The organism is Pseudonocardia sediminis, assembly GCF_004217185.1.
Classification (GTDB): Bacteria; Actinomycetota; Actinomycetes; order Mycobacteriales; family Pseudonocardiaceae; genus Pseudonocardia; species Pseudonocardia sediminis.
Map to the genome: position 1 here is coordinate 3872992 of NZ_SHKL01000001.1, position 12421 is coordinate 3885412.

The window sequence follows — 12421 nt, forward strand, 5'->3', positions numbered from 1 at the left end:
TCATCTCCCGGTGACGTGTGGCGGTCGACGCCCACGGAAGGCTGCGAGCGCCTCCGGCATGTCCGCTCCCCTGGTCATCAGCGCCTGGCCTCGGTTCTCCAGCTCCAGCGCCGCGGCGTAGGAGCCGACCTCCTGGTTGCTCTGCAGGGCCCGCTTCGACATCCGGACCCCGGCGGGCGAGTTCGCCGCGATCGCCGTGGCCAGCGCGAACACCTCGTCGAACAGCGTCTCGGACGGGACCACGCGGTGGACGAGCCCGATCCGCTCCGCCTCGTCCGCGCCGACGGTCCGTCCGGTGAACGCGATCTCCGCGGCCCGCCCCGGTCCGACGAGACGGCTCAGGTTCCACGACGTGCCCAGCTCCCCCGCCGAGAGCCCGACCTTGACGAACGAGCACGCGAACTTCGCCGTGGGCGCGGCGAGACGGATGTCGGCGGCCAGCGCGAGCGACATGCCGCCGCCGGCCGCGGGCCCGTGCACGGCTGCGACCACCGGGAACGGCAGGTTCCGCAGCGCGGTGAACCCGCCGGCAGCCAGCTCCTGGAACGCCAGGAACTCCCGCACGCCCATCCGTGTGATGACCTCGATCTCGGCGAGGTCGAACCCGGCGCAGAACGCCTTCTCCCCGGCGCCGCGGATCACCAGCGCCCGCGCCCCGGAGTCGCGCAGCGCGTACCCGGCGGTCTCGTACTCGGTGAACATCGCCACGGTCTGGGAGTTCGCCCGGTCCGGCCGGTTCAGGGTCAGGACGGCGACGCCGTCGTCCCGCATCTCCAGCGTCAGCGTGTCCAGCGCCGGCGGGGTGAAGGTCGTCATCGGCCGGTGAACCGGGCCGGGCGCTTCTCGCGCAGGGCGGTGAGCGCCTCGGTCATGTCCTCGGTGCGGGTGAGCAGTGCCTGACCGCGGTTCTCCAGCTCCAGCGCCGCGGCGTAGGAGCCGTTCTCCATGTTCGCCTGCAACGCGCGTTTGGTGAGCTGGATGCCACCGGGCGAGTTGGCCGCGATCGCCTCCGCGGTGGACAGGCACGCCTCGAGCAGGCCGTCGTCCGGGACGATGCGGTTGACCAGCCCGAGGCGTTCGGCCTCGGTCGCGTCCATCGTCCGTCCGGTGTAGATGAACTCGGCCGCGGCGGCGGGGCCGATCAGGCGGGGCAGCAGCCAGGAGGTGCCGAGGTCACCGGCGGAGAGCCCGATCCGGACGAACGCGATCGTGAACGTCGCCGACGGGGCGGCGAACCGGAAGTCCGCGGCCAGCGCCAGCGCGAGCCCTCCCCCGGCCGCGGCGCCGTTCACCGCCGCGATCACCGGGACCCGGATCCCCCGCAGCGCGGTGACGGCGCGGACGGCCAGCTCCTGCTGGTCGATCATGCCCATCGGGGTCAGGCCCGCGAGGTGCTCGGCCTCGTCGAGGTCGTAGCCGGCGCAGAACCCCCGCCCGGCGCCGGTGACGACCAGGACGCGCAGCGCGTCGTCGCGTCCCAGGTGCAGCGCGACGGCCTCGAGCTCGCGGAACATCTCGTTCGTCATCGCGTTGAGCCGGTCCGGGCGCGACAGCGTCAGGACGGCGACGCCCTCGCGCGGCCGGGCGAGCCGGAGGGTCCGGAGGTCGGGCAGCGTCATCGCCGGTCCGTTCTTCTCGGTGGTGGCCACCTTCGCGTCCGCACGGTCAGGCGAACCGGGGTGCGCGCTTCTCGACGAACGCGGCCAGTCCCTCCGCGGCCTCGCCGGAGGCGAACAGCGCCTCGACCTCGTCGGCCTCGACGCGCATGCCCTCGGCCGGGCGGTCGAACGCCGCGTCGACGGAGCGCACGACCGCACCCAGCGCGGCCGCGGACTTCGTCCCGAGCACACCGGCCAGCTCCAGTGCCGCGTCGAGGGCCGCCCCGGCGTCGACGAGCCGGTCGACGAGGCCGATCGCCTTCGCCTCGTCGGCCGGGACCTGGCGCGCGGTGAGCATGACGTCCAGCGCCCGCCCGCGCCCGACCAGGTGGGGCAGCCGCTGCGTGCCGCCGGCGCCGGGGATCAGGCCGAGCCCGACCTCGGGCAGCCCGAACCGCGCGTCCGCGCCGGCGACGCGGAGCGTGCAGGCCATCGCCAGCTCCAGCCCACCGCCGAGCGCCAGCCCCTCGACGGCCGCGATCGTGACCCGCTCGGACCCGGCGAGGCGGTCCAGGACACCGCGCAGGTGGTCGCCGTAGGCGGAGAAGCCGGCCGCGTCGATGCCGGCCATGTACTTGATGTCCGCGCCGGCGACGAAGAACCGCGGCAGGCCCGACGTGACCACGACCGTCCGGATCCCGCCGGTCCGGTCGGCCTCGTCCAGCGCCGCGGCGAGCCCGTCGATGATCGGCGGACCGAGAGGGTTGGCCGGGGGCTGCACGAGGGTGACGACCAGGATGCCGTCGCCGGCCTTCTCCCAGGTCACGGCGGGGTTGTCGGACATCGGGGTTCCTTCCGGTCGGCGGGTCAGGTGGTGAGGGAGCGGGCGAGCTCGTCGCGGGTCTCCGGGGCGGCGATCGCGATCAGACGTCGCGCGGCCTGGTCCGGGGTGGCGCCGCGCAGGTGGGCGGCGCCGTACTCGGTGACGACGACGTCGACGTCGGCGCGCGCGGTCGTCACCACGCCGCCGCGCAGCACCGGGACGATCGTCGGCTCGTCGCCGGAACGGCTGCGCAGCGCGATGATCGACCGGGACCCGGTGCGCGCGGCCGCGCCGGAGAAGTCGGCCTGCCCGCCGATTCCGCCGATGTAGCGCCCGCGCCGCACCTCCGCGCCGACCTGGCCGGTCAGGTCGACCTCGATCGCCGAGTTGATCGACACCAGGCTCCGCAGCTGCGAGAGCACCCGCGGGCTGTGGGTGTAGCTGGCCGGGCGGAACTCGACCGGCATCCGGTCCAGCCCCTCGTAGAGCTCGATACTGCCGATCACGGTCCCGGTGACGACGACACCGGGGTCGATCTCCTTGCGGGCCCCGGTGAGCGCGCCCTTCTCGACCAGGCGCAGCACGGCGTCGGTCGCCATCCCGGCGTGGAAGCCGAGGTCGCGGTGCCCGGCGAGGCCGTCGAGGATCGCGGTCGGCAGCGGACCGACCCCCATCTGGACCGTGTCGCCGTCGGCCACCAGGTCGACGACGTGCCCGGCGATGGCCTCGTCGACGGCGTCCGGTTCGCGTTCGGGCGCGGCGACGAGCGGACGGTCGGTCTCGATCGTCGCCGCGAAGCGCTCGACCGGGATGCCGGGCGTGCCGCGGGTGACCGGCATCCGGTGGTTGACCTCCGCGATCAGCGTCGGGGTGTGCAGCAGCGCGTCGGCGGCGTAGTCGGCGCCGATGCCGACCGAGCACAGGCCGTCCGGGCCGGGCGGAGAGACCTGCAGCAGCCCGACGTCGCTCGGCAACAGTCCTTCGGCGAACAGGCGCGGCAGGCCCGAGTAGTGGACCGGGACGACGTCGAGGCGGCCCTCGCGGGACAACGCCCGCAGGTCCCCGAGCGCGCCGTAGGACGTCAGCGACAACGCCTCCGGCAGCTCATGGGTGACGCGGCGGTTCCAGGTGAGCCCGCAGAACGCCCGGCACGGGCCGATCGCGGTGACCTGGTCGAGCAGAGCGTCCACCAGGGGCCCGGACTCGGCGGCGGCCTGGCCCCACCAGAGACCGGAGCCGGCCGGGACGTACGGCGCCAGGTCGATCATCGACGCGCCGCCGGTCTCGACGTCACCCTGCGTGCCAGCACGCTTGCTACATTAGGTCAGACCTTTGATCCAGGCCAGTACCAGCACCGGGGGCACCGATGACCGCAGAGGACGCTCCCCCGGCGATCCGGCTCTCCCCGATGGAGGTCCCCAAGGCCTCCGACGTCCTGGCCAACGAGCTGCGCGAGCGGATCCTGTCCGGTGAGTACGCCGAGGGCACCCCGCTGCCACCGGAGCGCGAGCTCGTCGTGCAGACCCGGATGGGCCGCACCACCGTGCGGGAGGCGCTGCGGATCCTGGAGGTCCAGGGCCTGGTCCGGATCCGTGCCGGGCGCAACGGCGGCGCGTTCGTCCAGCACCCCGGCGAGGAGTCGGTGGCCAGTACCGTCGAGCTGCTGATCCGCGGCCGTCAGATGCGCCTGGCCTCGATCCACGAGACGCGCGAGGCGATCGAGCCGTTCTGCGCCCGCCTCGCCGCACTGCACCGGACCGACGCCGACCTCGCCGTCCTGGATGCGGCCAACGACGCGATCGTGGCCGCCGACGGCCTGGAGGAGTTCCTGCAGGCCAACGTGGACTGGCACGTCGGGGTCGCGGCGGCCGGGCACAACGAGATCCTCACCGGGATGATGACCGCGCTCTCGCGCGCGATCTTCGCCGCCACCGCCACGAAGGGCTTCGTCGACGACGAGGTCCGCGGCATCACCGTCCGCGCGCACCGCTCCATCACCCGCGCCGTACGCGACCGCGACCCGGACGCCGCCGTCCGCCGGATGGGCCGGCACGTCCACGCCTACGCCGAAGCCGTCCTGGCCGTCGAGGACCGCACCGCCATCGCCCTCCCCGACGAGGAGTAGCACCCGCCCCGCCCGACGAGAGCTGCTCTCGTCCAACAGGGGCGTACAGAAGCAGCTCTCGCTCAGCCGCAGGGTGCCCCGCGCCCCAGGGGTGCGCCTCGCCCAACCCGTGACCGACGAGAGCTGCTCTCGTCCAACGCGGCTGGACGACAGCAGCGCTCGCTCGGCCGGCGCAGGCATTGCCCTGATGAACCGTGGCGCACGAGCGGTGCTCTCACCCAGCGTCTGGCCGACGAGAGCTGCTCTCGTCCAACTGGGGTGTACGACGGCAGCTCTCGCGTAGTCGCAGGGTGTTCTGCGCCCAAGACCCGGGTGCGCGAGCGGAGCTGTCGTCCACCTCGGGCGCGCGAGAGGGGCTGTCGTCCAGCGGCGGCGGAGGAGCGTGGCCACCACCTCCTTCGCGCGAGCGGGGCTCTCGTCCCGTAGCGGCGGCGGCGCCGACCTCTTCGGTGCGCACGCAGCGGGGGTGGCGACATCACAGCTATCCGGTCGTCGTATTGACGGATTGTTGAACAATCCTTACGTTCGATGGACTCTACGTCAGGAGACCCTGATGACCCAGCCCGACGACGACCGTTCCTCGAACCCGGTGCCCGCACCGGCGAGTCCGGACCGCCCCACGGTGAACCCAAAGCGGAGCCTGGCGGTGGTCGGGGCCATGTTCCTGATGGCCATGTCCGCGGCCGGCCCCGGCTTCATCTCCCAGACCGGCACGTTCACGGTCCAGTACGGGGCGTCGTTCGCCGCCGCGATCGTGGCCAGCGTGCTGATCGACATCGCCGTGCAGCTCAACGTCTGGCGGGTGATCGGGGTGTCCGGGCTCCGCGCCCAGGACTTGGCCAACAAGGTCATCCCGGGCTCGGGCTACGTGCTGGCCGGCCTGATCGTCGTCGGCGGCGTCGTGTTCTGCATCGGCAACATCAGTGCCACCGGTGCGGGCCTGAAGAACCTGTTCGGCCTCGACCCACGCATCGGGGCGTCGATCAGCGCCGTCCTGTGCATCCTGATCTTCACCTACAAGGCCCTGGACGGGACGCTCGACCGTGCCGTGCTGGTCCTCGGCGCGATCAAGATCGGTCTCATCCTCTACCTCGCGATCGTGACGAACCCGCCGGTCGGCGAGGCCGCGCTGCGCACGGTCGCCCCGGTCGGGCTCGACTTCCTGCCGGTCCTGACGCTGATCGGCGGCACGGTCGGTGGCTACATCACCTACGCCGGGGCGCACCGCTTCCTGGAGGCGGGCACCACCGGACGGGAGAACCTGACGTCGATCACCCGCGGGTCGGTCAACGGCATCCTGGTCACGCTGGTGCTGCGGGTCGCGCTGTTCCTGGGGATCCTCGGCGCGGTCACGGCCGGCGCGCAGATGTCGAAGTCCGACCCGGTCGGCTCGGCGTTCGGGTTCGCAGCCGGGCCCGTCGGCATCGCCCTGTTCGGGCTGGTGTTCTGGACCGCCGGGATGACGAGCACGATCGGTGCGTCGTTCACCTCCGGAACGTTCCTCAAGACGCTCTCGCCGTTCGTGGCGAAGCGGTTCAACCTCTCGGTCAGCGTCTTCATCGCCGTCTCGACGATCCTCTACCTGGTGCTGGGGCAGACGCCGGCCGCACTGCTGGTCTTCGCGGGGGCGTTCAACGGGCTGATCCTACCGTTCGGGCTCGGCCTCATGCTCTGGATCGCCTGGCGCCGCCGTGACCTGCTCGGCGGCTTCCGCAGCCCGGCGTGGTTCCTCGGGATCGGCGTCGCCGCATGGCTGTTCACCGTCGTGGCCGGGGTGCTGTCGCTGGCCCAGCTCCCGACGATCTTCCGTTAGACCCCGACCGCGCGGAAGCGGAGTCGCTGTCCGGCGCGGACCTGGGCCAGGAGATCGGTGTCGGCGTCCAGGACGACCGCGGCCACCGGGTAACCGCCGGTCACCGGGTGGTCGGCGAGGAACACCGTCGGACGCCCGGACGCGGCGATCTGCAGGCTCCCGCGGACGACGCCCTCACTGGGCAGCTCCGCGTCGGCGAACCCGGCCGCGCGCTCCATGGCCGGGCCGTCGAGCCGCATCCCGACCCGGTTGCTGTCCCGGCTCACCGTCCACGGTGTGCGCAGGAGCGCCTGTACCGCGTCCGCGGTGAACCAGTCGTGACGCGGGCCCAGCACGACCCGCACCGACACGTCCCCCGCGGGCGGCGACGCGACCGGCGCGAGATCCGTGGCCGGGGGGACGCCACGCGCCGCGCCGACGGGCAGGACGTCGCCGACGCTCAGGGCCGCGGGCCCCAGCCCGGCCAGGACGTCGGTCGAGCGGCTCCCGAGCACCGGATCGACCGCGATCGAGCCGCGCACCGCCAGGTACGACCGCACCCCGGCCGCGGGGGCGTCCAGTCGCAGACGGGCCCCGGCGGGCACCCGCACCCGGCAGTGGTGACCGACCGGACGGCCGTCGACGACCACCTCGCAGGGCGCCCCGGTGACGGCGACGGTGGCCCCTCCGCGGACCCGGACGGCGAGGCCACCGAACGTCGCCTCCAGGACGGCGGCGTCCTCGGGGTTGCCGACGAGCCGGTTCCCGAGCCGGGCGGCAGCCCGGTCCGCGGCGCCCGACACACCCACGCCGAGATCGCTGTACCCCGGCCGTCCGGCGTCCTGCACGGTGGCCTGCGGTCCCGTCGCCTCGACCACGAGAGCGGTCCTGTCATTCGGCACGCCGGATCAGCCCTCCTCGTGGAAGCGGACCCGCGTGCCGGGCGTGAGCAGCGCCGGCGGGTCGCGGTCGAGGTCCCACATGCGTTCGCCGGTCTGCCCGATCAGCTGCCAGCCGCCCGGGGACGGTCGCGGGTACACGCCGCTGAACCGTGCGGCGAGGGCGACCGCACCGGCCGGGACGCTGATCCGGGACTCGTCGCGGCGGGGCACGACGAGGCGGTCGTCGGTCCCCTGCAGGTACCCGAAGCCCGGGGCGAATCCGGCGAAGGCGACCGTCCAGACCTGCCCGGTGTGGGCGGCGACGACCTCGGGCACGGTGAGCCCGGTGTGCGCGGCGACTTCGTCGAGGTCGTCCCCGTCGTAGACCACCCCGATGTCGAGGACCCGGTCCGGCCCGGAAGCGGCCTGCGGCGCCGGCTCGATCTCGCCGACGACCGCCGCGACCGCCCGCACGTCGGCTCTCGGAGTCATCCGCACCAGCACGGTGCGCGCGCCGCGGATCAGGTCGGCCACCCCGGCGAGCCGCCCGGCCGTCATCTCCTCGCGCAGGGCGGCGTGCAGCGCGGTCACGGCGGCGGTGTCGTCGACCTCGGCCAGCAGGCCCAGGTCCCCACACGGGCGCAGCGTCCGGCTCACGGCGTCGGACGATCGGTCATCGGTGATCACCTCTCCCCCACCAGAACCTACTTTTCGTTGAACAATCCAACAAGAGGCCTGTCGTATGCTGGCGGCGTGACGGCATTGACGACGACCTGGACGGCGTCGCTCGCGCAGCAGCGCGGCAGGATCCAGGTGGGATCGACGGCGGAACGGGTGGCCGACCTTCTCCGCGGACAGGTCCTCGAGGGCGAGCTCCGGCCCGGGATGCAGCTCGCAGAGGAGCCTCTGGTGGAGGCACTCGCCGTGTCGCGCAACACGGTCCGTGAGGCGCTGCAGAAGCTGTCGCAGGAACGTCTCGTCGAGCACCACCGTCACCGCGGGGTCTTCGTCCGTCGCCTCGGCCGCGACGACCTGTCCGACCTGTGTGGGCTGCGACGCGCCGTCGAGGTGGGCGCGGTGCGCGACGCCGCCGCTCACGCGGTCGACCCCGAGCTCGCCGCCGCGGTGCGGGCCGCCGCCGAGTCGGGACGACGGGCCGCGGACGCCGGCGACTGGGGCGCCGCGGGCACGGCGAACGCCCAGACCCACCTCGCGCTCGCCGCACTGGCCGGCAACACCCGCGTCGACGAGACGATGCGCGCCCTGGTCGCGGAGATGCGACTGGCGTTCCTCGTGGTGTCCGACCCCCGGGCGCTGCACGAGCCCTACGTCGAGGCGAACCTCGCGCTCGGCGAGCAGGTCGTGTCGGGCCGGCTCACCGAGGCGGCGGACGAGCTGGACGCCTACCTGCGACGGGCCGAGCGCCATCTCCTCGACATCTACTCCGCCGCGATCGCCGCAGACCGAGCCTGAGCGCCGGCGGCGCCGCTCACGGGCAGCGCCGCTCATGGGCAGCGACCGTGATCGACACCTGTGGTCGGGTCCGAGCCACCGGTGGCCCGAGGGTGACCTCGGACGTCGATCATGTCGAGCGAGCAGGCCTCATCTGCCCTGGAACCGGGGCACCCGGCGCGCGGCGACCTCGGTGACACCGGCCCAGGCGTCCTCGGTGCGGCACGCCCGCGCCATCGCGCGGGCCTCCAGCTCCATCTGCGCCTCGATCGGTTGCTCCCAGGTGGACAGCAGCAGGTTCTTGATCTCGCCGAACGACCTCGTCGGCCCCTGCGCGAGCTCGGCGGCCAGAGCCAGGGCCGCGCCGGGCAGCTCCCCGTCGTCGACGACGTCGGACACCAGGCCGCGCTCGTGGGCCTGCGCCGCCGTCCAGGTCTGGTTGCGCATCAGGAACTCCGCGGTGCGTCGCGCGCCGATCCGCCGGGGCAGGAACGTCGACCCGCCGCCGTCGCAGAGCAGGCCGATCCCGGTGTAGGCGGCGTAGAACCGTGCCGACCGCGCGGCCAGGCAGAAGTCCGCCGCCGCACTCAGCGCCACTCCCCCGCCGACGGCCAGCGCGTGCACCGCGACGATCACCGGCGCGTCCATCCGCGCGAACCGCGAGATCGCCGAGTGCAACCCGACCGTGGCGTTCTTGATGAACACCGGCAGGTCGTCGCGGTCGCGGGTCATCGTCTTCAGGTCGGCGCCGACGGTGAAGTACGGTCCGGCCGCGTCGATCAGGACCGCGCGGACGTCACGGCTCTCGTCGCAGGTGGTCGCGACCCGGCTCAGCTCCGTGCAGAACTCCACGTCGAACGGGTTGCCGCGGTCCGGGCGGTCCAGCGTGACGTGTCCGACGCCGTCGCGGATGGTGAGGACGACCGGGCCGCTCACGCTCCGGCGGCCAGCTCGCGGAGGCGGAACTTCTGCACCTTGCCCGTCGCGGTCATCGGCATCTGATCGACCAGCACGAGCTTCTCCGGCAGCTTCTGCGGCGAGATCCTCCGCTCGGTGCGCAGGAACCCGGTCAGCTCCTCCAGCGTCGGCGTCGCACCGTCGGCCGGGACGACGACGGCGCAGGCGCGCTCGCCCATCCGCTCGTCCGGGTAGGCGACGACGGCGACCCCGGCCACCGACGGGTGCGCGGACAGATGCCCCTCCACCTCGCCGGCGCTGATGTTGGTGCCGCCGCGGATGATGATGTCCTTGAGCCGCCCGGTGACGCGGACGAAGCCGTCGGCGTCGGCGCGGCCGAGGTCGCCGGTGTGGTGCCGGCCGCGGGAGTCGATCGTCGCCGCGGTGCGCTCGGGCTCGCGCCAGTAGCCGAGGATCGCGCCCGGGCCCCAGTAGCAGATCTCGCCCTCCTCGCCGGGGGCCGCGTCCTCGCCGTCCGGGCCCATCAGCGTGATCTCGACCCCGGCCAGCGCCGGGGACCCGTCCGAGGTCGACCGCTTCTCCGGCGGGTCCTCCAGGTGGCACGACGTCCCGGCCATGATCTCCGAGCACCCGTAGAGCGGCATCAGCAGACCACCGGAGAACGCCGTGGAGAACTCCGCGCCCAGTGCCGGCGGGATCGGGGCTCCGGCGCAGAGCCAGAACCGCATCGACGAGATGTCGCTCGACGAGGACCTGGCGGCGTCCAGGGCCATCCGCACGAACGGCGTCGCCGACGCGCTGGTGGTGCAGCCGTAGCGCTCGATACGGCGCAGCGCCTCGGTCGGCTCCCACACGTCGAGCAGGTGCGTCGGCGCACCGACGGTCAGCGGCACGAGCACACCGACGACCAGGCCGGTGGCGTGCGCGACCGGCGACGGCATGAACATGACGTCGCGGTCGGTCATCGCGAACACGTCGGTCGCCAGGCCGCGGCCGCTGAAGTCCAGGGTGTTCCAGGTGTGCACGCAGCCCTTGGCCGTCGACTCGGTGCCCGAGGTGTAGACGATCACGTGCGGGAGGTCCGGGTCCGGGTACGGGCCCAGGACATCGGCGCCGGGGATCGCCGCACCGGCGCCGCTCGCCTCGTCGAAGGACGTCTCGCCCGGCGCCGGGTCGGCCCGCGCGATCACCAGGTGCCGCAGCGACGGCGAGGAGCTCTGCAGCCCACGGAACATCGCGGCGTGGTCGAAGCTGCGGAACGTGCCGGTGGTGATCGCGGCGACGGCGTCGGAGTTGGCCAGGACGTGCTCCACCTCGGCGTCGCGGTAGACCATCATGATCGGCACCATCACGGCGCCGATCCGGCCCAACGCCAGGTAGGAGACGATGAACTCGCTCCAGTTCGGCAGCTGCACCACGACCCGGTCACCGGGGCGCACCCCGAGCTCCAGCAGCCGGGCCCCGAGCCGGTAGGCGCGGTCGCGGGTGTCGCCGTAGGTCAGGTCCGCGACACCGTCGGAGACGTAGGGCCGGTCCGGGGTGGTGTCGGCCCAGTGGTCGAGCAGGGCCGCGGCCGAGCCGTCACGCCAGTACCCGAGCTCCCGGAAACGGCGGACCGACTCGTCGTCGTAGCGGCTGGAGACGGTGAGATCTCCGCTGATCTCGGCGCTGACCATCGAGGCCTCCGGGTGTGGTCTGACCATTTGCGGAAGACCGTACGATCCCGGAAGTTGTGTGGTCAAGACCACATGTGACCGCTCAGCCGCGACCGGGGGCGGCGCCGGTCGACCGGCAGGCGACGGTGATCGTCGCGACCGGTTTGCCCGCTTCGTTGCGGGCCGTCACCACGACGACGGCGAGCGAGCGGCCCGCGTGCACGACCTCGGGCTCGAACGTGATCGCACCGGCGGCGGGGCGCAGGTAGAGGGTGCGCAGCGAGGCCGTTCGCAGCCACGGGGTGCCGAGCGCCCGGCGCGCCACGATCTCCCCGACGCAGGCGACGACGCCCCCGTGGACGACGCCGTTGACGTTCGCGACGAGCTGCGTCGGCCGCAGCACGACCGGCTCGGGGTCGGCGGGGAGACCCAGCAGCTCGGGCAGGGGCCGGTCGCGGTCGGCGATCGGCGGCACCGGTGGCGGGTCGATCGCGTCGTGCGGGACCCCGGGGACGTAGCAGGTACGGGTGGTCGCGACGGCGTAGCGGACGCCGTGCGCGTCGGTCACGTCGCCGTCGGCCGCCCCACCCGCGTCGTCGCCGAGCAGGTGACGGCCGCGCGCGGTGACCGGCGTGCCGTCGGTCGGCAGCGGCGCCAGGAAGTCGATCGAGAGCTCGGTCGTCACCGCCCAGTGGCCGGCCGGGCGGAAGGCGAACGCGGCCTGGCCGACCACGTCGTCGAGCAGCACGGCCAGCGCCCCGGACAGCGGGTGGCCGTCGTCGCCGCACAGCCAGGACCCGGTCCGCAACGAGCCCGCGGTCAGCCCGTCCTCGACCGGCGCGGTGGAGATCGCGAACAGCTCCTCCGGGCCGCCGTGCGGGAGGCCGGTCCCTTCGGGGCGCAGTGCGGCGTCGTCGACGAGGCGATCACTCATCCCGGCACCGTATGCCGTCCCCGCCGGGCCCGCGGGGCTCAGGATGCGGTCCACCCGCCGTCGACCATCAGGTTCTCGCCGCTGATGAACCGCGCCTCGTCCGAGGCGAGGAACGCCGGCGGCGTGCGCGATGTCGTCCGGGACACCGAGGCGCGGGAACGGGGTCCGACCGCCGGCGTAGGCACTGCGCCGCGGGTCGTCCTCCGGTCCGCGCAGACCGCCACCGCACCCTCGGCCGCGAAC

Annotated in this window: 13 protein-coding genes; 3 read left to right on the top strand and 10 right to left on the bottom strand. The window is 73.4% G+C overall.

The window, feature by feature from the left end; translation table 11 throughout:
• The 4 genes from EV383_RS17875 to EV383_RS17890 are packed head-to-tail and all read right to left on the bottom strand — an operon-like array spanning position 1 to position 3689.
• A complete protein-coding gene (locus EV383_RS17875) occupies positions 1-816 on the bottom strand; it encodes an enoyl-CoA hydratase/isomerase family protein (RefSeq protein WP_130290968.1) in 816 nt (271 codons plus the stop codon).
• Positions 813-1649 (bottom strand): enoyl-CoA hydratase/isomerase family protein, encoded by an 837-nt coding sequence (locus tag EV383_RS17880; RefSeq protein WP_242623171.1) that lies wholly within the window; start codon positions 1647-1649, stop codon positions 813-815. The genes EV383_RS17875 and EV383_RS17880 overlap by 4 nt, the downstream gene beginning before the upstream one ends.
• Before the next feature lie 16 nt (positions 1650-1665).
• Complete coding sequence (locus tag EV383_RS17885; RefSeq protein ID WP_130290969.1) at positions 1666-2442, bottom strand: enoyl-CoA hydratase/isomerase family protein; 777 nt, start codon at positions 2440-2442, stop codon at positions 1666-1668.
• A gap of 23 nt (positions 2443-2465) precedes the next feature.
• Positions 2466-3689, bottom strand: a complete 1224-nt coding sequence (locus EV383_RS17890; protein WP_130290970.1) for an acetyl-CoA hydrolase/transferase family protein — start codon at positions 3687-3689, stop codon at positions 2466-2468.
• 98 nt (positions 3690-3787) lie between these two features.
• On the opposite strand from EV383_RS17890, the gene EV383_RS17895 reads away from it, so the two are divergent.
• Both EV383_RS17895 and EV383_RS17900 read left to right on the top strand, forming a co-directional pair.
• Positions 3788-4546: a FadR/GntR family transcriptional regulator gene (locus EV383_RS17895; protein WP_207223568.1), complete on the top strand. Its 759-nt coding sequence runs from the start codon at positions 3788-3790 to the stop codon at positions 4544-4546.
• Positions 4547-5099: 553 nt separating this feature from the next.
• Entirely contained in the window at positions 5100-6359 is a 1260-nt protein-coding gene (locus EV383_RS17900; protein WP_130290971.1) for an NRAMP family divalent metal transporter, read from the top strand.
• Here the strand turns inward: EV383_RS17900 and EV383_RS17905 are convergent.
• Both EV383_RS17905 and EV383_RS17910 read right to left on the bottom strand, forming a co-directional pair.
• Positions 6356-7216 (bottom strand): 5-oxoprolinase subunit C family protein, encoded by an 861-nt coding sequence (locus EV383_RS17905; RefSeq protein ID WP_242623172.1) that lies wholly within the window; start codon positions 7214-7216, stop codon positions 6356-6358. The genes EV383_RS17900 and EV383_RS17905 overlap by 4 nt on opposite strands.
• 30 nt (positions 7217-7246) lie before the next feature.
• Positions 7247-7876: a 5-oxoprolinase subunit B family protein gene (locus EV383_RS17910; protein ID WP_130290973.1), complete on the bottom strand. Its 630-nt coding sequence runs from the start codon at positions 7874-7876 to the stop codon at positions 7247-7249.
• Positions 7877-7972: 96 nt separating this feature from the next.
• Between EV383_RS17910 and EV383_RS17915 the strand changes: the two genes are divergently transcribed.
• Positions 7973-8692: a GntR family transcriptional regulator gene (locus tag EV383_RS17915; RefSeq protein ID WP_207223569.1), complete on the top strand. Its 720-nt coding sequence runs from the start codon at positions 7973-7975 to the stop codon at positions 8690-8692.
• Between the two features lie 129 nt (positions 8693-8821).
• On the opposite strand, the gene EV383_RS17920 is transcribed toward EV383_RS17915, so the two are convergent.
• The 4 genes from EV383_RS17920 to EV383_RS17935 are packed head-to-tail and all read right to left on the bottom strand — an operon-like array spanning position 8822 to position 12324.
• Positions 8822-9607, bottom strand: a complete 786-nt coding sequence (locus tag EV383_RS17920) for an enoyl-CoA hydratase/isomerase family protein (protein WP_130290974.1) — start codon at positions 9605-9607, stop codon at positions 8822-8824.
• Positions 9604-11292, bottom strand: a complete 1689-nt coding sequence (locus tag EV383_RS17925) for an AMP-binding protein (protein ID WP_242623173.1) — start codon at positions 11290-11292, stop codon at positions 9604-9606. Before EV383_RS17925 ends, EV383_RS17920 begins: the two co-directional genes overlap by 4 nt.
• Before the next feature lie 55 nt (positions 11293-11347).
• On the bottom strand, positions 11348-12178 hold the full coding sequence (locus tag EV383_RS17930; RefSeq protein WP_130290975.1) for a hotdog domain-containing protein: 831 nt from the start codon (positions 12176-12178) through the stop codon (positions 11348-11350).
• A 38-nt stretch (positions 12179-12216) separates the two neighbouring features.
• On the bottom strand, positions 12217-12324 hold the full coding sequence (locus EV383_RS17935; RefSeq protein ID WP_207223570.1) for an SDR family oxidoreductase: 108 nt from the start codon (positions 12322-12324) through the stop codon (positions 12217-12219).
• Positions 12325-12421 lie beyond the last annotated feature (97 nt).

Coding starts and splice junctions, on each gene's coding strand:
- EV383_RS17875 (WP_130290968.1), bottom strand. CDS start 816: ATGACGACCTTCACCCCGCCGGCGCTGGACACGCTGACGCTGGAGATG.
- EV383_RS17885 (WP_130290969.1), bottom strand. CDS start 2,442: ATGTCCGACAACCCCGCCGTGACCTGGGAGAAGGCCGGCGACGGCATC.
- EV383_RS17890 (WP_130290970.1), bottom strand. CDS start 3,689: ATGATCGACCTGGCGCCGTACGTCCCGGCCGGCTCCGGTCTCTGGTGG.
- EV383_RS17895 (WP_207223568.1), top strand. CDS start 3,788: ATGACCGCAGAGGACGCTCCCCCGGCGATCCGGCTCTCCCCGATGGAG.
- EV383_RS17900 (WP_130290971.1), top strand. CDS start 5,100: ATGACCCAGCCCGACGACGACCGTTCCTCGAACCCGGTGCCCGCACCG.
- EV383_RS17925 (WP_242623173.1), bottom strand. CDS start 11,292: ATGGTCAGACCACACCCGGAGGCCTCGATGGTCAGCGCCGAGATCAGC.
- EV383_RS17930 (WP_130290975.1), bottom strand. CDS start 12,178: ATGAGTGATCGCCTCGTCGACGACGCCGCACTGCGCCCCGAAGGGACC.